The organism is Chelativorans xinjiangensis, from assembly GCF_009812055.1.
Lineage (GTDB): Bacteria > Pseudomonadota > Alphaproteobacteria > Rhizobiales > Rhizobiaceae > Chelativorans > Chelativorans xinjiangense.
Genome location: NZ_WQNH01000014.1, coordinates 1 through 21,651 on the forward strand (window position 1 = coordinate 1; position 21,651 = coordinate 21,651).

A 21,651-nucleotide genomic window follows, 5' to 3' on the forward strand; every position below is an offset into this window, starting at 1 on the left:
TTTCAATGTCAATACGATTGTCCATCATATGCGGCAATGACGGCCCGCTTTTGACGTGGGCGGGGGAAGATGCCTTGGAGCGGGATGACGGCGGTTGGAATGACCCGGCCTGAATTCATCAGGCTCCCTCAGTTGAGCGAAACCTGCTCTCCCGGCAGGTCGAGGGAAAAGGCCGGGATCTCCACCTCGAAGGTCGCCCCGTGCGGGTTCCGCATCGTATAGCGCCCGGCCATGATGCCGGAGGACGTGGTGAGCGGGCAGCCGGAGGTGTACTGATAGCTGTCGCCCGGCTCGAGCTCGGGCTGATCACCCACCACGCCTTCGCCGCGCACTTCCTGCATGCGCCCGAGCCCGTCGGTGATCTGCCAGTAGCGCGACATCAGCTTGACCGTCTCGCGGGAGAAATTGGCGATGGTGATCTGATAGGCCCAGACATAGCGGTTTTCCTCCGGGTCCGATCGCTCGGGCAGGAAGAAGGGCTCGACGCACACCTCTATGTCGTGGGTTATCGCTCGATACATTTGTCCCACCTCGGGGTCCCACCTCGGGGGTCCACCTTGGGTCCCACCTTGCCGCGCGCCGCCTCGCAAGAGTCTGACGACATTGTGACAGGTGATATGTGTCCGGCAAGGCTATAGGTCAATTTGGGTGAATGCCGGGCAGGAGAGAACGGTGATCGACGGTTGGGGAAAACGGAGGCTGGAGCCGGTTCTCGCCGCGCTGGCGGCAAGGCTGGCGGCGGCGGGAGTCTCGCCCAATGCCGTGACGGTCCTGAGCCTGTTGGCCGGGCTCGGCGCCGGCGCGGCCATCGCCACGGGCCATTTCTGGGTGGGGCTTGCGCTCATTGTCCTGAGCCGGCTGGGCGACGGACTCGACGGCGCGCTGGCGCGCATAGGGGGCAACACGGATTTCGGGGGCTATATCGATATCGTCTTCGATTTCGCCTATTACGGCGTCATTCCTCTCGGCTTCGTCCTCTACGATCCCGGCGCCAACGGCGTGGCCGGTGCGTTCCTGCTCTTTGCCTTCTACGTCAACGGCGCAAGCTTCCTCGCCTATGCGGCACTGGCGGAAAAGCGCCGCATGAAAACGCTGGAGCGGGGCGAGAAATCCTTCTTCTTCACGACCGGGCTGGCGGAAGCCGGCGAGACGCTGATCGCCTTTGCGCTTGCCTGCCTGTTTCCCGGGTGGTTTCCCCTCATCGCCTACGTTTTTGCGGCGATCACGCTCTATACGGCGGCGGCGCGCGTGGTGCTGGCGGGGAAGGTGTTTCGGTGAAGCGGCCTACTTCTCGGCTATCGGCTTGAGGATGCGGCGGCGGCGTTCGGCGGTGCGGCCCTGGACGATGCGGACCCGCTTGACGCGGCGTGGATCGGCGTCGAGCACGTGGAATTCGAAGCCGGGGATCGCCTGTACCACCTCGCCGCGCGCCGGCACGCGGCCGAGCGTGTTGAAGATCATGCCGCCGATCGTGTCCACGTCCTCGGCGTGCTCGCCGGCGCCGAAGCCGTCGCCGATGGCCTTTGCCACGTCCTCGATCTCGGCCCGGGCGTCGACGACGAAGATGCCGTCGCCCGTCCGCTCGATCATCGGCTCGTCTTCGTCGTGCTCGTCCTCGATGTCGCCGATGACCATCTCGACGATATCCTCAAGCGAGACGAGGCCGTCGGTGCCGCCATATTCGTCGATGACGAGCGCCATCTGCGTGCGGCCGGCCTGCATGCGCGCCATGAGGTCGGAGGCGAGCATGGACGGCGGCACGAAAAGCAGAGGCCGCATGATGTTGAGCTCGCCGATGGTGCGGCCGAGATCGACATTGGCGAGGTCGAGCGGCATGGCGGCCGGATTCTTGCGGCTGCCGCGCCCCTTCTTCTGACGGGAGGTGCGGATGAGATGGGCCACCACGTCGCGGATATGCACCATGCCGCGCGGGTCATCGAGCGATTCGGCGTAGACCGGCATGCGCGAATGGGCCCCGCGCTCGAAAATGTTCAAAAGCCCGCCCAGCGTCGTGGAGAGGTCGACCGCCTCGATATCGGCGCGCGGCACCATGACATCCTCTACGCGCAACTCGCGCAGGCGCAGGATGTTCTGCAGCATCGCCCGCTCCCCCGCAGAGAAGGGAGCCGTGTCGGCGGTGTGCTCGTGGAGCACCTCGGCGAGATCGTCGTGCAGCGACGAGCCGTTGCGCAAGCCCAGCAAAACGGCAAGCCGCCGAAGAAACGTTGGTCTGGTCTGGACGCGTTGAGGCGGTCTACTCGACCCCTCTTCTCCCTCCGCGGGAGAACCGCCTTCGGCGTCCGAGGTGCCGCCGGCGGCGATCATGGATGTGTCAGTCATCGTCTTTCAGTCGTTTCACCTACACAGTTATGCATAGGGGTCGCCAATGGCAAGGCCCTTCAAGATGCGCCTTTCCAGGCTTTCCATCTCGTCCGCCTCCTCTGCCGTCTCGTGATCGTAGCCCGCAAGATGAAGGAAACCGTGAACGACAAGATGAGTCAAATGATGATCGAAGGCCTTTCCTTCCGCTTCGGCCTCGCGGACGATCGTCTCGCGGGCGAGCGCGATGTCCCCCAGGTGCGGCGGCCCACCATGCGGCGGCATGCCGGGTGGGGCGGGAAAAGACAGGACGTTGGTCGGCTTGTCCTTGCCGCGAAAGCGGGCGTTCAACGCGCGGATGTTCTCGTCGTCCGTGAAAAGGATGCCGAGTGTCCGGCCGCCGCCGGCACCGGTCGTGGCGGCGGCCGCCGCTACCGCTTCCCCGGCCAGACGCTGCAACGCCTCCGCCGCCGGCCAGCCGTCGGCTTCCACCGCGATATCGATGGCGACGTCAGGAGCGGACGACGGCTGTCGGTCAGGCATCTTTCCTGGGCGACGGTGAGCCGCCGGGCATCTCGCGGTCGTAGGCTTCGACGATGGCCGCCACCAGCGGATGGCGCACCACGTCCTTCTCGTTGAAGCGGACGGTTACGATGCCCTGCACGTCCTTCAGCACCTGCAACGCTTCCACGAGGCCCGATTTGGTGTTCGGCGGCAGGTCGATCTGGCTCGGATCGCCGGTCACGATCATGCGGCCGTTTTCGCCCAATCGCGTCAGGAACATCTTCATCTGCATGGGCGTGGTGTTCTGCGCCTCATCGAGGATCACCACAGCATTGTTGAGCGTGCGCCCGCGCATGAAGGCCAGCGGCGCGATCTCGATCACGTCGGCGGCGAGCGCGCGCTCCACCTTGTCGGCCGGCATCATGTCGTAGAGCGCGTCGTAGAGCGGGCGCAGATAGGGGTCGACCTTCTCGCGCATGTCGCCGGGGAGGAAGCCGAGCCGCTCGCCCGCCTCCACCGCCGGCCGCGACAGCACGATGCGGTCGACCATGCCGCGCTCCAGAAGCATGGCGGCGTAGGCGACGGCCAGGAACGTCTTGCCCGTGCCGGCGGGCCCGATGCCGAAGACGAGCTCGGAGCGCTCCAGCGCGCGCATATAGGCGTCCTGGTTGGGCGAGCGGGCGTAGACCGTGCGCTTGCGCGTGGAGATTTGCGCGGCAGCAAGCTTTCCCCTGCCCTCCATGGTGGGGAGGCTCAGCTGATCGTCGGTCGCCTGCGCAAGGCGCACGGCGCCATCCACCTCGGAGGCCGAAAGCTCCGTGCCGCCCTGCACGAGTTCGTACAGATAATCGAGCGCCCGGCGAGCCTGCTCGGCGGCGGTCGGCTCGCCCTTGATGGCAAGCTGGTTGCCCTTGGAATGGATGTCGACGCCCAGCTTCTGCTCGATGCGCGCCAGGTTCTCATCGAACGGGCCGTAGAGGACGCCAGCAAGCTTGTTGTTGTCGAAGGTCAGCACGATGTGCGCCATGTCGGACGCCCCGGAGGGCGTATTCTTCAACTGCGTGCCAGCCGTCAAACGTGTTCCTCCTTCGTGGCGGCTGTTCTGGCCGCGCCAAAATCGATAGGCTGCACTGGATCGGCGAACAGGCTGTTGGAGCCTGCCCGCGTTATTCGCACTTCCACAATGTCGCCGATTTCGCCAGCCTCTTCATCGACGATCACCGGCTGCAGCCAGGGCGAGCGGCCGACAAGCTGACCCGCCTCGCGGCCGGGCTTCTCCAAGAGAAGATCGATGGTCGTTCCGACGAGGCTTTGCGCGAACGAGCGCTGCTGCTCGGTGAGCAGGGCTTGAAGCCGCTTGAGGCGCGCGTCCTTCACGGCCTCGGGCACCTGGTCTTCCATGTCCGCGCCGGGCGTTCCCGGCCGCGGCGAATATTTGAAGGAGAAGGCCTGCGCGTAGCCGACCTCGCGCACGATGCGCATCGTTTCCTCGAAATCCGCGTCCGTCTCGCCGGGAAAGCCGACGATGAAATCGCCCGACATGGCGATATCCGGGCGGGCAGCGCGAATCCTGTCGATGAGGCGCAGGTAATCATCGGCGGTGTGGCGGCGGTTCATTGCCTTGAGGATGCGGTCGGAGCCCGCCTGCACCGGCAGGTGGAGATAGGGCATCAGTTGCGGCAGGTCGCGGTGGGCGGCGATCAGCGCGTCGTCCATGTCGCGCGGGTGGCTGGTGGTGTAGCGCAGCCGCTCGATGCCCGGCACCTCCGCCAGCCGGAAGAGAAGCTCGCCCAGGCCCCATTCGCGCCCGTCGGCGCCCTCGCCGTGCCAGGCGTTGACGTTCTGGCCGAGGAGGGTGACCTCGCGCACGCCGGCTTCTGCCAGCCGCTCGGCCTCGGCGACGATCTGGCCGACCGGCCGCGAGACTTCCGAGCCCCGCGTATAGGGAACCACGCAGAAGGTGCAGAACTTGTCGCAACCCTCCTGCACGGTGAGGAAGGCGGTGACGCCGCGGCTCCGGACGGCCTTGCGCTCGGGCGCCGGCAGGTGCTCGAACTTGTCCTCGATGGCGTATTCGGTCTCGACGATCTTCTCGCCGCCCCTGGCCCGGCTGACGACGGACGGCAGGCGGTGATAGGTCTGCGGGCCGATGACGAGGTCCACCGCCGGCGCGCGGCGCAGGATCTCGCGCCCTTCTGCCTGCGCCACACAGCCGGCCACGCCAACCACCGTCTCGCGGCCGTTCCTGGCGCGCTCTTCCTTGAGCAGGCGGATGCGGCCGAGCTCGGAATAGACCTTCTCCGCCGCCTTCTCGCGGATATGGCAGGTGTTCAGGAGCACGAGGTCGGCGTCCTCGATCGCTTCCGTCGGACGATAGCCGTCGGCTGCCAGCGCATCGGCCATGCGCTGGGAATCGTAGACGTTCATCTGGCAGCCGTAGGTCTTCACGAAGACCTTCTTGGGCGCTGCGCCCGTTGCGCCCGTGTCGGGCGCTTCTTCACGGCTCATCATGTCCGGCATCGTATTCTGTTCCATGCCGGTTACCTAGCGTCTTTGGAGGTCAAAAAACAGACGGTTTTTGAACGCTGCCACGTTTCACCTTACGCACCACCAGATTGATAGCTTGTGGGCTGACTTTTCCAAACAGATGGGCACCATCTGTTCGGGTCAGACCACTAGCGGCGTCGCAGCGCTGCCACGAGCATCCGCCGCACCTCGTTTTCAGCGGCGCGCGCCACCGCCTTGCGGTCCGATTCCGCGCAAAACGGGATCGGTTCGCCGAAGTGCACTTCCACATCGATCACGCCCGCGCCGAGCATGGTCTTGAGATGCGGGAGAAGCGCGGTGTCGCCGATCCAGGCGACGTCTCCGCGCTCGCGCCGGTCGAGCGGCAAACCGTTCTTGCGCATGTAGGCGATGGCGACCGGCTGCACCAGGACGCGCTCGGCCGGGAGCGCGCCGAGCGCAAGCTGGGCGGCGCCGAAGAGCATGGACTTGAAGGGCAGCACGCGGCTGCCGCCGCCGGTCGTGCCCTCGGCGAAGAGCACCATCGGATCGCCGTCGGCCAGACGCGCGGCAATCTCGCGCATTTGCCCGGACGAGGCGCGCCTGCGCTCACGCTCGACGAAGACGGTGCGCTGCAGCCGCGCAAGCGAACCCATCACCGGCCAGTCCCGCACGTCGGACTTGGCGATGAAATGCATGCCGCCGAGCGAGCCGAGCACCATGATGTCGGTCCACGAGATGTGGTTCGCCGCGATCAGCAGCGGTCGCTCCGCCGCCGCGGCGCCCTTTGTTTGAACGCGAATGCCCAGCACCTTGAGGGCCAGCCGATGCCAGAGCCGCGGCACGACCCGATCGCTCCACCATCCGGTACGCAACACCAGCGCCTGCACAAGCGCCAGGGGCACGGTGCCGGCCGCCACGAGCAACAGCGCGCCGGCGAGGCGGATTGTCGGGAAGATAGACCTGTTGCGCATGCGCCCCTACCGCAAGTCCCGCCGCATGACGAGGGCGTTCGTGCGGCCTGCCGCATTCTCGTAGTAGTGCGGGCGACGTCCGACTTCGCGGAAGCCGAGGCGGCGGTAGAGGGCGGCGGCGGGCAGGTTGTTCTCGTCCACTTCCAGGAGGAGCGCCTCCGCCCGTTCGGCGTGCAGGGCGCGCAGAACGGCGTCCATCAGCATGCGGCCGAGGCCGCGGCGGCGATACGGGCGGGAGACGGCGATGGTGAGGATTTCCGCCTCGCCGGCCGCCAGCCTGGCCAGAACGAAGCCGCACGGCCTCGCCCCCACTGCGCCCACCTCCACCGCGACGAAGCCGAAGACGGCGTCCTGGGCGATCAGCGCGGCGAATTCGTCATCCGTCCAGGGGCGTGCGAAATCTTCCGCATGCAGGGCGGAGACCGCATCGCTGTCGGCGCTCTCGAGCGGGCGCACGGTGAAGTCTCTTCGCCGGAAGGGGGTGAAGGAGAACGCCATCAGCGGTCTTTCAGGGGAAGGGCGAAGGCGCCCTGCGGCCTGGCGTCCGGGGCGCGCAGATAGAGCGGCTTCGGCTTGTCGCCGGGTGGGCGCCGGGCGGCGATGCGGGCGTAGAAGAGGATATCCGCCGTTGCCCTTTGCGGCCCCATGTCGAGGGTGCCGCCCGCAGCCTCAGCGATCAGGCCCGCCGCGTCGCCGGCGAGAACGGGGCGCCCGGCGCGCGCTGTCGCGGTGACCGTCTCGATTGTGGCCAGGGTCGGCCCCTCAATACAGGCGCCGGAGGCATCGAAGCGGGCCGTGGCAAGACTTTCCGGCCTGTTGCCGATGACGGCGAGCACCGGGCGATGGGGGAAAGATTCGCGCGCTTCGGCTGCCAGCGCTTCGAGCGTGGTGACACCTATGGCCGGGACCTTCAATGCCAGCGCGAGCCCCCGCGCAGCGGCCACGCCCACGCGGACGCCGGTGAACGAGCCGGGGCCGACGGAGACCGCGACTGTGCCGAGGGCCTCATAAGGAATGCCGGCATGTTCCAGTGCCTGGCCGACGATCGTCATCACATGCTCGGCGTGGCCCTTGCCAAGCTCCAAGACGGCACGTCCCTTCTCCACACGGGCGGTGGAATCGTAGACGCAGGCCGCGCAGAGCGTGGCGGCGGTGTCGATGGCGAGGATGTTCATGGGAGGGTGGCGTCCGATGCCGGTCGATTGACGAGGCGTGTGGACACCGGACTTGCGGGTGTTGGGGTAAAGGGAGGGGCCGGCGCCCTTTCGCGCCCCCCTCTGTCCTGCCGGGCATCTCCCCCGCAAGGGGGGAGATTAGACTGGCCGCTTGCTCCGGCACCTGTTCTGCAACGCCGATGGTTGGCGAAGCCATATGCGACGGCCGATCTCCCCCCGTGTGAGGGAGATGCCCGGCAGGACAGAGGGGTGCGCGAAGGGGCGTGGTCGGCTCCGGACATGGCTGAACCCCGTTCTACCCCGCCCGGTCCCGCGCCTTCTTCTCCAGCCGGCGCGCGTGCAGGACGGGTTCGGTGTAGCCGTTCGGCTGCTCGCGTCCCTTGAAGACGAGGTCGCAGGCGGCCTTAAAGGCGATGGAGGTGTCGAAATCGGGCGCCATCGGCTCGTAGCCCGGGTCGCCCGCGTTCTGGCGGTCGACGACCTTTGCCATGCGTTTCATGGTCTCCGTCACCTGTTCGCGCGTCACCACGCCGTGGTGCAGCCAGTTGGCGATGTGCTGGGAGGAGATGCGGAGCGTGGCGCGGTCCTCCATCAGGCCGATGTCGTTGATGTCCGGCACCTTGGAGCAGCCGACGCCCTGGTCCACCCAGCGCACCACGTAGCCGAGGATCCCTTGCGCGTTGTTGTCGAGTTCGCGCTGGATTTCCTCGGGCGTCCAGTTGGGCCTGACCGCCACGGGCACCGAAAGTATGTCGGAAAGTTTCGCGCGCGGGCGGTTCTTGAGGCTTTCCTGCACCGCCTTCACGTCGACCTTGTGATAGTGCGTGGCGTGGAGGACGGCGGCGGTGGGGGACGGTACCCAGGCGGTGTTGGCGCCGGCCTTGGGATGGCCGATCTTCTGCTCCAGCATGGCGGCCATCAGATCGGGCATGGCCCACATGCCCTTACCGATCTGGGCACGGCCGGAAAGCCCGCATTGGAGGCCGATGTCGACGTTCCAGTCCTCGTAGGCCTTGATCCAGGGCGCTTCCTTCATGTCGCCCTTGCGGATCATGGGGCCGGCTTCCATGGAGGTGTGGATCTCGTCGCCGGTGCGGTCGAGGAAGCCGGTGTTGATGAAGACGACGCGCTCGGCAGCGGCGCGGATGCACTCCTTCAGGTTGACGGTGGTGCGCCGCTCCTCGTCCATGATGCCCATCTTCACGGTGTTGGCGCGCATGCCGAGCGCATCCTCGACGCGGGCGAAGAGATCGACCGCGAAGGCGACCTCTTCCGGCCCGTGCATCTTCGGCTTCACCACATACATGGAGCCGGCGCGGCTGTTCTTGTGGCGGCCGCCCGGGCCGATGTCGTGGAGGGCGATCATGGCGGTGAACATGGCGTCCATGACGCCTTCGGGCACCTCGTTGCCCTCGCGGTCGAGGATCGCCGGGTTGGTCATCAGGTGGCCGACATTGCGCACCAGCATCAGGGAGCGGCCGGGGAGCGTGAAGGGCTGCCCGGCCGGCGCCTTGAGCCGCACATCGTCGCTCAGATCGCGCGTGAGGGTCTTTCCGCCCTTCTCGAACGACGCCGTCAGGTCGCCCTTCATGAGGCCGAGCCAGTTGCGGTAGACCAGCACCTTGTCTTCCGCATCGACGGCGGCGATCGAATCCTCGCAATCCATGATGGTGGTCATGGCGGCCTCGAGGACGACATCGGCGATGCCGGCCCTGTCCGTCTTGCCGATCGGGTGGTCGCGGTCGATGACGATGTCGATATGCAGCCCGTTGCGCGTCAGCATCACCTCTTCGAGGCTGTCCGGCTCGTGGCCGTAGGCGACGAATTGCGCCGGGTCCTTCAGGCCGGCGGGGCCGGCTTCCGTGTCGACGACGAGCTTCCCGTCCTTAACGGCGAGGCCGGTCACCTCGCGCCAGCTTGCGCCTTCGAGCGGGGCGCTCTCGTCGAGAAAGGCGCGCGCCCAGGCGATGACCTTCTCGCCGCGCCTGGGATTATACGCCTTGCCGCGCTCCGCGCCGTCGCTCTCAGGAATGGCGTCGGTGCCGTAAAGCGCGTCATAGAGCGAGCCCCAACGGGCATTGGCCGCGTTCAGCGCGTAACGGGCGTTCATCACCGGCACGACGAGCTGCGGGCCGGCGACGTGAGCGATCTCGGGGTCGACATCCGAGGTCGTCACCCGGAAATCCGGCCCCTCCGGCAGCAGGTAGCCGATCTCGCGCAGAAAAGCCTCGTAGCCGGCCGGATCGACCGGTGCGCCGTTCTCGCGGTACCAGGCGTCGATCCTGGACTGCATGGCATCCCGCGCTGCAAGCAGCGCCCGGTTCTTCGGCGAAAGCGCATGCACGATGTCGGAAAGCGCATACCAGAAGGTTTCCGCGTCGACGCCGGTGCCGGGAAGGGCTTCCTCCACCGTGAAATCATGTAGCGTACGGGCGATCTTCAGCCCGTTGATCTCGACGCGATCGCTCATTCGCAACGTCTCCACAGTGCTTGCCTGCCCGCGTTTGACCACGGCGGAGGCGAGGGGTCAATTGGTCATCCGACTACAGCATCGGCCCGAAAATCGGAATCGATTTTCGGGAAGCACGATGCGTAGATTCAAAACATAGAGCACTGTGCGTCCGAACGGACGCACAGTGCTCTATGCGCGGCAGGCGTGCGCCGCGACGCTTTTTCGGCGCCGCTGTAGCGCACGGCACGTTGCTCGGGAAGCGCAAAGATGAAAGGCCGCGCCGGGACGAGCCCGAGCGGCCTTTCCGCGGTCAGCCCTGGGAGGGAGGGCTTCAGCGTGGCTGTATCCACTTTTTCCTGCGGTGGAGCTTACGATCGCGCTCCTCCCCCGCAGGAACGGTATCCGCGGTGCTGCGGTGGACCGTCAATATTGCGCGTCCCTGTTGCTCAGAGGCCAGGTCATGGCGCTGGTCGTGATGCCTTCATCGCCCAAATCATCGCCTTGAACGATGTCCGGCGTAGGAGAATCATTGGGATCGCTGGGCTTGAAGCCGTCCGCCGCGTCCACCTGATTGGGGAAAAACGGCACCAGCGGCTCGGGCTCAACGGCGCCTGTCGTGAAGTCGGTGTCGACGTCCTGCGTCTCCACGACATCTGGCACCGGAAGGTTCGAAATCCTGGGCATAGCTGGCACCCGCGCCGAGCAGGGCCAAAGCCGAGGTAGCCAGGAGAATCTTACGCATTTATCTTCCCTTTCATGGTTTCATTTCGCCTTGCTCACGGGCCTAACGAAGCGCACGGATTTACTGTTCCGCACGAGTTTTCACGTCTGAGTGAGGCAAGGCGTCGCGCTGCCACGTGGCGGGGCGCCGCTTTCGCCGTTGATGAGCGGGGCGTGTTCGGCTATGTAAGCGCGGCGCGCTTTCGGGCTTTTGGCCCGGTCAAGCCCTGCACCCGTAGCTCAGTTGGATAGAGCGCTGCCCTCCGAAGGCAGAGGTCACAGGTTCGAATCCTGTCGGGTGCGCCAACAAAATCAGTTACTTAGCCGACAAGGCGCTACTCCAAAAATTGCTACAGGAAGCATATAGGAAGCAGACGGCGGCCAATTTCATCCACAGGAAGCGCCAAAAAAATTCGCTCTTGCCTCCTCGGTATCGCTGAGTCAGCCAGATTCTCGTCGTGTCAAGCGCTGGCTGTGCTGCGCTAGATAGAGTCGCAGCAATTCTCCACGTGATCGACTTCGGATCAGCCGGGTGGCATGGACGGCTCGGCTAGGGCAGCATCTCCTCGATCGCTTGGCGCTGCTGGGCATGCTTCTCGGGGTTTTGCTCTTTCAGTTTTGCGAGGTTGAGCAGCTTCCACCGCACCGCAGGTAGGTTCGCCGCCTGGGGCATGCCGATGGCTTCAAAATCCGGCTCGGCATCATGCAATGAAAGCAGGAACCGCATAGCCTTGTCATCCAGCCGCGCGTGCAAGTCACCGGTCAGCCGCACCCGCGCATCCTCTAGCTCGCTCAGGCTTACCGGCTCGGCGGTCATGCCTTCGAACTCCTTGACGAAACCTTCGTCGAGATCGGCAAAGGATGGCTTGATGAGTTCGTGTGGCGGCCGACCGGAACTGGCGACATAAATGAGGAAGGTGCGAAACAGCGCGTCCGTCAGCCCTTCGTTTTCATAGAGCAGCTTCACATCGAAAAGATCCCGCGGGTGCTGACGGTCAACAGCCGCATGGAGCTTTCCGCCGAACAGATCTTCGAAGGACACAACCTGCATTTCGGCAAAGCCGAATGTGTTGGCGACCACGTCAGTCACAGGTCGCAGTTCCGAAGCATGCACTGTCCCTCGCGAAACCGGCGAGGTCTCGATCTTGATTTCGGTGCCGCCTTGCCGCACCAGCACGCGTGTATCGTTGTTGCCGCCGCCGGCGATCCGCTGGACGGCGACGCCGCGCAAATTCCGCAGCAGGTCCTCGCGGATGCGGTCGAGCGTGGTGTCGATGCCGTTCAGCGTCGTTTCACGATCCTCGATCGGCAGATAAGTCAGGTCGATGTCGACCGACAGGCGCGGCATGTCGCGATAGAAGAGATTGATGGCGGTTCCACCCTTGAGCGCGAACGCCTCGTGTCGCGCGATGTAGGGCAGTGTCCGGACCAGCAGTTCGACCTGCCGCATGTATTGGTCACGCGCCATGCGCAGCCTCCTGTGGCAACAGGTCGGCGGGGACCGTGATGCGGTAGATTGGATGAAGGCGACCACCCGGAGTGAGCGCCCGATCGCCACTTCCCATGTCGATGTTCGACATGTCGATATGCTTGCGCCAGGCATGCGCATGCTTGTCGGCATAGATGAAGAACAAGCGTTTGACTTTCACGCTCCGACAGTGAGCCAGAAGCGTCATCAGCAATTTGGGGCGCAGATTGACCAGGCCTTCAAACATCATATCGATGGTGTGGAAGCTCTCGTTCTTTGGCAACTCGTCAAGTGCCTCAAGGGTCGCCCGCTCGGCCGACGACATTCTTATCGGCCAGCGCCAGGGACTAAGTCCCAGTTCCGCATCCAATCCCTCAGACAGGCTGAATTCACGGTCTTCGACGCCGGTGGCTTCCTCGCCGAACAGAGCATCGTTCCTCCGGACGAAGCGGACATCGGTTCGCAGCTTCGCTAGCCACGTCGGTATGTCCGGCCCGTAGAGATAGATTGCGGAGCCGCCACCCAACTGCAGATAGTGTGAATGACCGCGAAGGCTCAGGGCGGTCTGGCCACCGACATGGAAGTCATGCCCCATGATCCACTGGGCGGATAGCAGAGGGATTTTCCACCCGGTGATGGCTTCCGGATTTTCTCCAGTCGTGAAAGGGCGGCGATAGACGCCCTGCGTCACCCTCTCAAGCCAGCCCTGCTTGATATAGGCCGACACCGACTGTCGTGAGATGGCGTGGCGCGTCATCCAAGCCGTATCGACCAGAAAGCCCGGTGGCACGGCTTGAAGGAGTAGCTTTAGCTTCGAGGCGTTATGTCCATCCATAATGGACATTATGGCATGATTTCAAAGTGGCTACGAGCAGAACTTTACAAGTGATAGTTTTAGTCAACCTAGCGTGGACAAAACACACCCTATTCAAAGCACGGTCGCCACTCGCGACGCTACCCCATATCAGGCTGCGATAGGTAAATCATAATCGATCGGCCGTGTGCCCGACCGGGGAGCGAGGAGACTTTCCCCTCGCTCCCCCGCCAACGCCGCCTGCGCCAGAGCGGGGCCGCTTGCTCGCAAAGCGATGCATAGCCCTCACCATCTGAACTGAACCGATCCGCCTCGCTCGCCGTGCAGCCCAGCTCTGCTCGCCGGCATTGGCCCCCCTCACTCCCGCGCGCTCACGCGCCCCCGGAAGGCATGTCGAGGGACATGCCTTCGGCATTAACGGAGAAAGGATCAAACAATGGCTAGGAATTCAAGGAAGACGAAAGCCGTCATCGAGGCGATGGCGGATCAGGTTGATATGACCGGTGAGATCGCCGGCGTGGACGGTGCCGCCGTTGCCGCCAGCGGAGCGGAAATCTTCATTCCGCTCGACAAGTTGAAGAAGTCGCCGCGCAATGCGCGGAAGACCCCGCACAGCGAGGCGTCTATCGAAGCCAAGGCCGCGAGCATCCATGCCAAGGGCATCCTGCAAAACCTTGTGGTGGAGCCGGAGCTTGACGAGGCAGGCGAGCCGACCGGCTTCTATTTCGCCACCATCGGCGAAGGCCGCAGGCTGGCGCAGTTGCTGCGCGTGAAGCGCAAACAGATCAAGAAGACCGAACCGATCCGCTGCGTCATCGACACCAAGAACGACCCGAGCGAAATCAGCCTTGACGAGAACGTCAACCGCGAGGACTTGCACCCCGCCGACGAATACGAACGCTTCCGCGAGCTTTCAGAAAATCGCGGATGGGGAGCAGAGGAAATCGCCGCCCGGTTCGGCGTGACGGCGCATGTGGTCAAGCAGCGGCTTCGCCTTGGCGCGGTCTCGCCTCGGCTGATGCAAGTCTATCGCGACGGCGAATTGACCCTCGACCAGTTGATGGCCTTCGCCATCACCGAGGACCACGCCCGGCAGGAGCAGGTCTATGAAAACCTCTCCTATAACCGCGAGCCGTGGATCATCCGCCGTGACCTGACCAAGACCAATGTGGCGGCGACGGATCGGCGCGCGATCTTCGTCGGCGCGGAAGCCTACACCGAGGCCGGCGGCGTCATCATCCGCGACCTGTTCACGGACGATCGCGGCGGCTTCTATGAAGATGCCGCGCTGCTGGACCAGCTTGTGCTGGAAAAGTTGGAGCGCATCGCTGCCGAGGTTCAAGCGGAAGGCTGGAAATGGGCTTCCGTCCACATCGACTTCCCGCATGCACATGGCCTGCGCCGGAATTACCCGCAGTCCGTGGCGTTGTCGACGGAAGATGAAGCAGCACGGGAAGCGGTGCAGACGGAATATGACGCGCTGACCGAGCAATACGACAGCGCCGACGAACTGCCCGATGACGTGGATGAGCGTTTCGGGGAGTTGGAAACCGAGATCGAGCGCATTGACGGCCTGCGTCATGCCTACGATCCCGACGACATCGCGCGCGGCGGCGTGCTTGTAGTCCTCTCCCATGACGGGGAGGCCCGTATCGAGCGCGGTTTCATCCGTCCGGAAGACGAGAAGCCAGAATCGGAAGAAGCCGAGGATGGCGCAGATGGTGATGGTGTTCGCGTCAACGCCGATGGCGAAATCATCGAGGACGGCGACTATGACGAGCGGGATACCCAAGTTTCCGCGCGCGATGCTGAGGACGAGGAACCGGAGGATGACGGCAAGCCGCTGTCGGACCTTCTCATCCGCGACCTGACCGCTCACCGCACGCTTGGGCTTCGCCTTGCCCTTGGCGAGCAGCCGGACATGGCGTTGATTGCCGTCACCCATGCGCTGGCCGTGCAGACCTTCTATCGCGGCGTGGAAGCGCATTGCCTCGAAATCCGCCCCACCAGCGCACATCTTGGCGGACACGCGGACGGCATCGAGGACACGGCCCCGGCGAAGCTGCTGGCGGATCGGCAGGCCGCATGGGCGGCGGACATGCCCCGTGATGTAGGCGACCTGTGGGGCTTCATCGCCTCGCTCGACCATGCGAGCGTCATGGCGCTGTTCGCGCATTGCGCCTCGCTCACGGTCAACGCCGTGAAGCAGCCTTGGGAGTGCAAGCCCCATGCGCATCAGACGGCGGATAGGCTGGCAACGGCGGTGTCCCTCGACATGGCCGAGCATTGGACCCCGACGGTGCGGACCTATCTCGGCCGCGTCACCAAGGCGCATATCCTCGCTGCCGTGCGCGAAGCCGTCAGCGACGAGGCGGCGGACAGGCTTTCGTCCATGAAGAAGCAGCCGATGGCGGAAGCTGCCGAGCAGTTGCTTACCGCAACCGGCTGGCTCCCCGCGATGATGCGGACGGCCAAGCCTGCCTGGTTCTCGGAACCGGAAATGGAACGACGGGACGCGCTGGAAAGCGATGCTCTGGCCGAGGCGGATGCGGAGCCTGCGGCAGAAGGAGCGCCGGATGGTTCGGGCGTTTCGTCTGCCGATGATGGCAGCGGCTCGGATGGCGAAGCCTTCCACATCGCGGCCGAGTAAGCCGCCCAGGCCGGAGCCGCGACGGCTCCGGCCAGCCTCCCCCATCAGAATCGAGGAAATTTCCGGCCGCGCCGTCTGCGCGGCCGGAGACCTCGACAGCACAACAACCGGAATCACGACCAGCAGGTTCTCCGCCTACACGTCGCTGCCGCGTTTCTCCATTCTCAAAGAACTCGAAAACTGTACTTGGACGACAGACCCGCCGTGCGTAATCTGGGGTCATGGCGACGCGGGACGAGGTCTATGCCAAATTCGGCATAACGGCAGAAGCAGCTCAGCTCTTCGAGACAGAGTTGGGTACATTGCTTCTATGCGCCCGCGGTCTTAGAAACGGTTGGCATGTCACCCCTGACGGTGAGCGCGCGCAGGCGGCTCTGAACGACATAAACCGCAGCACACTAGGCCGCCTGCTCACCACTCTCAAAAAGCACATCGACCTTGGCGACGATCTTGAGGATCGCTTCGCGTCCGCACTGCAGGCGCGGAACCGGCTAAACCACGGCTTCTTTGAAAAACACAATTTCAGGATACAGACCGATGAGGGACGCGACGCGATGCTCGCCGACCTCGAGAGCTTGCATGACGAACTCTTCAATGCGTGGCAGATTGCCAGCGCAATGACAACAATCACAGCGCAGGCGGTCGAAGAAGCACACGCCGAAAACGATGTCTAAATCGCGAGAGCCAGATTCAGCCAGCGATTGCCTGGGGCGCAGCGGGACCTAATTCAGCGATAAATTGGCTCGCGTGGAGCGATGCAAGACCGTATTGCATCTGTGCAGGCGCAATGCCCGCCCCAAGTGCGGACGCCACCGGCATGGTCTGTGAATAGGTCAGGATCAGCGTGCCCGGGCTACCTACGTTCGGTGCTGCCTTTACGCGCGTTATGCCGACATAGAACAGCCGTCGTTGCTCCTCCATTTCTAGAGCCTGTTGAACGGCGGGAAGGGCGTTGTCGGGTTGCTTAGGGAGCAAGCCTTGAATACAGCCTGCAATAATTGTGACGGGCGCGCTGAGGCCTTTGCTCTTGTGCAGGCTCATGATTCTTACGTCTTGGATTTCCGAAGGGATTTCAGGCTGATTGATCGCCTCTTGAAGGCGCGCCAAGAACTCACTTCTGACATCCTCGCCTTCGACATCATCTTCCATGTCCATTTCGGCCAGAATATCAAGCGACAGTTGCCTAATGTCGCGTGTCGCAAGCTGCCCCTGTGGGAATAGCGTGTTGACGATCGCAGCTAGGTCAGGGAGTGCCTCCAAGGCGTTAAGTTCGGCCACGAGGTTATTAAAGGCGACGACGATTCCGCCAGTGTGCGGTAGAGCAGGGTTTCCTGCCGCGATCTGCTCCAGCGCCTGCCACGGCGTCAGGCCAGACGCCTCGCAATGCTGGCGCACACGCCGGTAGCCTGCCGCGTGCCAATTGTTTCCATCAATGCCGACCAGCCATCGCAGAGCTACACGGTCGTCTCGGTTGATGAGGAGCTTTAGCTTGGCAAACGCACGGCGGGCTTCTGGCGCGTCAAGCTCTGCCTCCGCGTAGTAAGAGCGAACCGGAATGTGTCGGGCCACAAGCGCCTCATAGATCGGCGTTCCGATCACGCCGCGCTGCGCAAGCACCAGTATGTCGCCCGGAGGCGTGCCGTTCGCGACCATCCCGGCAATGATGTTCGCGACACCATTCACCTCGTTTGCGAGCGACGGGTATTGGATGATCCTGACATCGCCCGGCCCATTTGCCGGCATGGTGACAAGCGCGCGAGGCACTGGCCTGATTTGGTTGTGGCCGATTAGGCTGTTAGCCATCTGAACGACGCGGGTCGGGCAACGCCGACAGTCATCCAGCCCAAGATCGTCCGCGCTAGCATTTACAACAAGCCATTCGCGTATACCGTCCGGATGAGCGTGCTTGAAGCTGTAGATCGATTGATCGTCGTCGCCAACGATGCAGACATGTGCCTGATCTGAAAGAAGCTCGACTACCGATTGTTCGGCCCTGTTCAGGTCCTGATATTCGTCCACCAGTATGTGTTGGAATTCGCTGCGCTCCTGAGCGGCCGGATTGTTTCGCAGGTATTGATATAGCTGCGGGATCACCTCACCGATCAGCATCGCGCGATGGAAACGGAGCCAGCCTAACAGGTCCTGTTGGAACGCAGCGTCCTCCGCATTCAGGACATACCCCGGCTGTTCATGTTGCAGTCGAGACCATGCCGCCTCATAAGCTTGCTTGAATTTCTTTACTGCCTTCTTTCCTCCATGCGCGGCCATCAGGTCGCAGATGAGGGGTTCAAGTTCAAAGTCGTTAAGCGGCCTTGGCACTCGGCCGGTTGCGCCAAGCACGTGATTTCGCATTAGCATACGCATGGCGAGACTATGGAGCGTAACGCCCGTCAATCCGTCGCTGCCTTCCACGTCCATGCTGACTAGCTCACGATGAAGGTCTTCTGCAGCGACACGGGTGAATGTGACGGGTAGAATCACCGCAGGCTCTACTCCTTGCTCCAAGAGCCGAGCCACGCGCCGTTTCATCGCGAAAGATTTGCCAGTGCCGGGACCTGCCACCACCCGCACCCGAGGGTTAGTTGACGATGCGATTTGGTGCGCAGGACTTCCTATCGCTAATCGATCAGACCAAGGCATGTTCCCCCCAAAGATTCTTGTGCCCAGAATGGTTCAGAGCCTAATTCAAGTCGGTTGCCGGCGCGAGTTATTCATGAATTGCTTTCATTCTATAGTCTTCGGCTTTGGGGAGTGAGATATGGGCAAATGGTTTCGTAGGGGAGGCAAGGTGACAGCCGAAGCCGCGCGGCGTATCACTGGGATCAGCACGCCGAGCGTTCGTTACCTTCGCTTACGTAGACCTGCTTTTATGGATTTCAGGAAACCTTGGTGATTCCGACTATGATCCCGCTCACGCGATCGACAGCATCTGCAAACGGCAGATAAAGCCTCGCTATGCGTGTAGGGCCGCGTGGAAGTTGCACATGATCTTCCATCATTAGCGCCGGACTCGAACACGATAGCCGCTTCATTCTCCGCATCCTCGCTCGACGGCGTGAGCCGGCTGATTGTTTCGCCTGCAAGCGCGATTCCGTAAAGCTGATCGACCATCTTGCCGCTGCGCACAATCTGCGGCGTTGCGTCCGGTCCGATCGGCCGGAGGATCACCACAATCACATCCTCCAGATCAGCCAGACGCTGCGTGATAGCTTCGGCCAGAGGCATGGCGGCACCGTCTGCCCGCGCGAGCCAGACCCGATAGAGCCGTCCTAGCACCGGATGGCGATCCGCAATCAATCGAGAATCCATGCAGGTGTCGTCGTTCACGAGTTCAACCAGATTTTCTGGTTATCTGTATTTCGGTTTAATTGATCTGCCGGTTTCGTCAATGGCCGGCAGGGCATATGCAGAAAACGCTTCGATCTCCAAGGCATATGCGCCTCATTCAGCTCATCGTCGACAAACGCAAGGAAGCCGGCATGAGCCAGTCCGATCTGGCCGAAGCCCTCGATCGATACCAGTCAGTTGTGGCGGCTATCGAATCCGGCGGCCGCCGAGTCGATGTCGTCGAATTCTTGGAACTGGCGGAAGTCATAGGTTTCGATCCTCATGAAATCATCCGCGAAGTCGTTGCAATATCGCGAGAGAATGAAACGGCGTCCAAGACGGCATGATTGCGATTGTATCGAAAGCAGATCGCCGAAACTGAAATGATCTAGTCCAATCTGACGTTTGGTACCCGATGCGGAATACCTGTTCCGACCCCTTTCGGAAGTTCGTTCGCCCCTGCCGAATTCACACCCATGACCCTTGCGGAAGTTCCCGCGCGGAGGCTGATGGGGCAATCCTGGTAGAGTCGAGGTGTGGCGCGGTGGCGGTAGGTTGAACATATCTGTTTCCGCCCCTTTCGTCTGGCGGTGCCTTACTGGTTCAACCCTGGCTCCGTTTCCACACCCCGCTCATCGAACCGGACGTGCGGATCGCCCGCATCCGGCTCTCGGACAAGAACTCACGCCTTCACCCACGGCACACCACGTCCAAGTTGGGTCAGACGTACGAGCCTAAAGTGCTCATAAAGGTGCGAGTCTGGATAGGCCCCGCCCTTGCTTCGTCTGGTCTTGTGCTTGGAGCGCAGCCACCGGCGCAACCGCACTGCGGTGTAGCTGTCGAGTGCCCGATACGCTGGGTTGACGGTGCCTACAGAGAAGTAGTTCGCCCATCCGCGCAGCGTGCGGTTCAACTTGCCCACCAGCTTTGTGGTCTCTTGCCATGTACCCTTTCGGTCGGTCAGCGCGTGGACATTTTCGACCGCGCGCCTGATGCTCTTCTTCGATGGCCGCTGTCCCAGGCGAGCCTGGCCGGTCCTCGGAGAATACATCCGTCCGAACGAGTATCCCAAGAAGTCGAACTCGCCTTCCGGCACCTTGCAGATGCGTGTCTTGTCCTCGTTCACCGTCACCTTCAGCTTGCCCATGATCGCGCGCAGGTGCTGGAGCGCCGCTTCCGCATTGCCCCTCCTGCACAAGATCACAAGATCGTCGGCGTAGGTGACGAGCCGAGTGCCGAGGCTTTGCTCAAGCCCGAGCTTCTTCCATCCCAACACGAACCGGCGCATGTACAGATTTGCCAGCAAGGGTGAGACGGGTGAGCCCTGCGGAATGCCGCGCCGCTTGTCCCGTGCTTCGGTCGTGCGTGTCTTCCGGCCTCGATCATCGGTTTCTTCCACGGGGCATTCCAGCCACATCTTGATGAGGTGCAGCACGCGCCGATCAACGATCCGGCGCGCCACTGACGTCATCAGTTCGGCATGGGGAATACTCCCGTAGTAGTCCGCGAGGTCGGCGTCAACGACGTCCGGATGACCACGGAACAGCAACTCCTCCACCTCGATCGCCGCCTGCTGGGCATTGCGCCCGGCACGGTAGGCGTAGAGTTCCGGTGGAAGGTCGGCTTCGAAGATCGGCTCCAGCACCAGCATTGCTGCCGTCATGCAGACCCGATCCCGCACGGTCGAGATGCCCAGCGGCCTGAGTTTGCCGTTGGCCTTCGGTATAAACACTCGTCTGATTGGTTCCGGTCGGTAAGTCTCCTTTCTGAGCGCAAGCGCCAGTTCGCCGAGCCACCGTTCGACCCCGTAAGCTTCGATGTCCGCAAAGTCCTGACCGTCTACGCCCGGCACGCCCTTGTTGGAGCGGCACTGGGCATAGGCGTATGCCAGAATATCCTCGCGGCTGATCTTGTCGTACAGGGCGTAGAAGCGATAGCCGGCTTCTGCCTTCGCTTTCGCGTGTAACGCCGTCTGCAGTTTCTGGACACTCTTCGGAGTTGATAGGTTGCCCAATCTCCAGGTCCCTCTCCACTTGTTGCGTTCGTCTTGAACTGAGGTCCCTTCCCTCCTCCGGCATTACCCGGCTTCAACAGTACTACGAACCCCTCCGCCACCCCAGGGCGCCCGGCCTGTCCCTCGCGGGTGTCCGGTTGGTCATCCCTGACCACGTCCTGGGGCTTCCCGTGTTGCGTGCGCTTTCCTTGCGTACATGCTGCCGCCACTACCCCGGTGCAGCGGCTGGGCGTCGTCTTCGCTCATTCACCCAGCCGTATCAGCCTTCCCCGAAAGGGCGGTCGGGTCGGCCTGCACATCGACCTTTTCGAGGCTTGCTCAGCGTATCGCGGTAGGGACGGCCATTACTGGCCGCCCCCCCGCACAGATCCGGACACGCCCAACTAAGGCATCCGGCTCCTACCTCGGGTGTCTGACGTCAAAGCGTTCGTCTGGCCAGGGATGAAGGACGCGGGGTGAAGGAAGCCAATCAGCAACCAACTTCGCCATGCGTTCCCATGTGAATCCGTCCTTCTGACTGCGCCGCCGAAGCGTTCGCCGCCAGAGGTCGGTCACATAACGCCGGAACGCCGAGAGCGCCCGGCTGTTGGTCGGGACCGCATAGTAAGCGAAGTGGCCAGCCACGACTTGCCTTAGCCATTTCCCCTGCTCAGGAATGGGATGATGCATTCGACGCCGTAACCGGCTCGGCCAGAAAAGGAGATCAAGCTTGCAAGGACGATGAGAAGT

General features: G+C 63.1%; 19 protein-coding genes and 1 tRNA gene. 5 read left to right on the plus strand and 15 right to left on the minus strand.

Annotated elements, in window-relative coordinates:
* Positions 1–128: 128 nt before the first annotated feature.
* Positions 129–521, minus strand: coding sequence for a Co2+/Mg2+ efflux protein ApaG (gene apaG, locus GM910_RS11665; protein ID WP_159587725.1), 393 nt, complete (start codon positions 519–521; stop codon positions 129–131).
* A 151-nt stretch (positions 522–672) separates the two neighbouring features.
* On the opposite strand from apaG, the gene GM910_RS11670 reads away from it, so the two are divergent.
* On the plus strand, positions 673–1,278 hold the full coding sequence (locus GM910_RS11670) for a CDP-alcohol phosphatidyltransferase family protein (protein WP_159587726.1): 606 nt from the start codon (positions 673–675) through the stop codon (positions 1,276–1,278).
* 6 nt (positions 1,279–1,284) lie between these two features.
* On the opposite strand, the gene GM910_RS11675 is transcribed toward GM910_RS11670, so the two are convergent.
* The 9 genes from GM910_RS11675 to GM910_RS11715 all read right to left on the minus strand — a co-directional run bounded on the left by GM910_RS11675 (position 1,285) and on the right by GM910_RS11715 (position 10,613).
* A complete protein-coding gene (locus GM910_RS11675; protein ID WP_159587727.1) occupies positions 1,285–2,340 on the minus strand; it encodes a hemolysin family protein in 1,056 nt (351 codons plus the stop codon).
* Between the two features lie 27 nt (positions 2,341–2,367).
* Positions 2,368–2,862 carry an rRNA maturation RNase YbeY gene (gene ybeY, locus GM910_RS11680; RefSeq protein ID WP_159587728.1) on the minus strand — a complete coding sequence of 165 codons (495 nt, stop codon included), beginning with the start codon at positions 2,860–2,862 and terminating at the stop codon, positions 2,368–2,370.
* Entirely contained in the window at positions 2,855–3,850 is a 996-nt protein-coding gene (locus GM910_RS11685) for a PhoH family protein (protein ID WP_159587793.1), read from the minus strand. The genes ybeY and GM910_RS11685 overlap by 8 nt, the downstream gene beginning before the upstream one ends.
* 44 nt (positions 3,851–3,894) lie before the next feature.
* The gene (gene miaB, locus GM910_RS11690; protein WP_246226038.1) at positions 3,895–5,343 is read right to left on the minus strand and encodes a tRNA (N6-isopentenyl adenosine(37)-C2)-methylthiotransferase MiaB; all 1,449 of its coding nucleotides are present in this window, start codon (positions 5,341–5,343) and stop codon (positions 3,895–3,897) included.
* A gap of 155 nt (positions 5,344–5,498) precedes the next feature.
* Positions 5,499–6,287, minus strand: coding sequence for a lyso-ornithine lipid O-acyltransferase (olsA, locus tag GM910_RS11695; RefSeq protein ID WP_159587794.1), 789 nt, complete (start codon positions 6,285–6,287; stop codon positions 5,499–5,501).
* A gap of 21 nt (positions 6,288–6,308) precedes the next feature.
* The gene (rimI, locus tag GM910_RS11700) at positions 6,309–6,803 is read right to left on the minus strand and encodes a ribosomal protein S18-alanine N-acetyltransferase (RefSeq protein WP_201285482.1); all 495 of its coding nucleotides are present in this window, start codon (positions 6,801–6,803) and stop codon (positions 6,309–6,311) included.
* On the minus strand, positions 6,800–7,477 hold the full coding sequence (gene tsaB, locus GM910_RS11705) for a tRNA (adenosine(37)-N6)-threonylcarbamoyltransferase complex dimerization subunit type 1 TsaB (protein WP_159587731.1): 678 nt from the start codon (positions 7,475–7,477) through the stop codon (positions 6,800–6,802). Before tsaB ends, rimI begins: the two co-directional genes overlap by 4 nt.
* A 295-nt stretch (positions 7,478–7,772) precedes the next feature.
* On the minus strand, positions 7,773–9,947 hold the full coding sequence (locus GM910_RS11710; RefSeq protein WP_159587732.1) for a malate synthase G: 2,175 nt from the start codon (positions 9,945–9,947) through the stop codon (positions 7,773–7,775).
* A gap of 405 nt (positions 9,948–10,352) precedes the next feature.
* Positions 10,353–10,613, minus strand: a complete 261-nt coding sequence (locus GM910_RS11715) for a hypothetical protein (RefSeq protein ID WP_159587733.1) — start codon at positions 10,611–10,613, stop codon at positions 10,353–10,355.
* Between the two features lie 265 nt (positions 10,614–10,878).
* Here GM910_RS11715 and GM910_RS11720 point away from each other — a divergent pair.
* Positions 10,879–10,955, plus strand: a tRNA-Arg gene (locus GM910_RS11720).
* Between the two features lie 244 nt (positions 10,956–11,199).
* On the opposite strand, the gene GM910_RS11725 is transcribed toward GM910_RS11720, so the two are convergent.
* Together GM910_RS11725 and GM910_RS11730 are read right to left on the minus strand one after the other, a co-directional pair.
* Positions 11,200–12,117, minus strand: a complete 918-nt coding sequence (locus GM910_RS11725; protein ID WP_159587734.1) for a nucleotidyl transferase AbiEii/AbiGii toxin family protein — start codon at positions 12,115–12,117, stop codon at positions 11,200–11,202.
* Complete coding sequence (locus GM910_RS11730) at positions 12,107–12,961, minus strand: type IV toxin-antitoxin system AbiEi family antitoxin domain-containing protein (RefSeq protein ID WP_425482675.1); 855 nt, start codon at positions 12,959–12,961, stop codon at positions 12,107–12,109. The genes GM910_RS11725 and GM910_RS11730 overlap by 11 nt, the downstream gene beginning before the upstream one ends.
* Positions 12,962–13,427: 466 nt before the next feature.
* On the opposite strand from GM910_RS11730, the gene GM910_RS11735 reads away from it, so the two are divergent.
* Together GM910_RS11735 and GM910_RS11740 are read left to right on the plus strand one after the other, a co-directional pair.
* Positions 13,428–15,581 carry a ParB/RepB/Spo0J family partition protein gene (locus tag GM910_RS11735; protein ID WP_246226040.1) on the plus strand — a complete coding sequence of 718 codons (2,154 nt, stop codon included), beginning with the start codon at positions 13,428–13,430 and terminating at the stop codon, positions 15,579–15,581.
* 221 nt (positions 15,582–15,802) lie between these two features.
* Complete coding sequence (locus GM910_RS11740; protein WP_159587736.1) at positions 15,803–16,255, plus strand: hypothetical protein; 453 nt, start codon at positions 15,803–15,805, stop codon at positions 16,253–16,255.
* A 16-nt stretch (positions 16,256–16,271) separates the two neighbouring features.
* On the opposite strand, the gene GM910_RS11745 is transcribed toward GM910_RS11740, so the two are convergent.
* Together GM910_RS11745 and GM910_RS11750 are read right to left on the minus strand one after the other, a co-directional pair.
* A complete protein-coding gene (locus tag GM910_RS11745) occupies positions 16,272–18,221 on the minus strand; it encodes an ATP-dependent helicase (RefSeq protein ID WP_246226028.1) in 1,950 nt (649 codons plus the stop codon).
* A gap of 201 nt (positions 18,222–18,422) precedes the next feature.
* Positions 18,423–18,908 (minus strand): hypothetical protein, encoded by a 486-nt coding sequence (locus tag GM910_RS11750; protein WP_159587738.1) that lies wholly within the window; start codon positions 18,906–18,908, stop codon positions 18,423–18,425.
* Between the two features lie 77 nt (positions 18,909–18,985).
* Here GM910_RS11750 and GM910_RS11755 point away from each other — a divergent pair, with 77 nt between their 5' ends.
* Positions 18,986–19,255, plus strand: coding sequence for a helix-turn-helix domain-containing protein (locus GM910_RS11755; protein ID WP_159587739.1), 270 nt, complete (start codon positions 18,986–18,988; stop codon positions 19,253–19,255).
* 335 nt (positions 19,256–19,590) lie between these two features.
* On the opposite strand, the gene ltrA is transcribed toward GM910_RS11755, so the two are convergent.
* Complete coding sequence (ltrA, locus tag GM910_RS11760) at positions 19,591–20,922, minus strand: group II intron reverse transcriptase/maturase (protein ID WP_159587740.1); 1,332 nt, start codon at positions 20,920–20,922, stop codon at positions 19,591–19,593.
* Between the last annotated feature and the right edge of the window lie 729 nt (positions 20,923–21,651).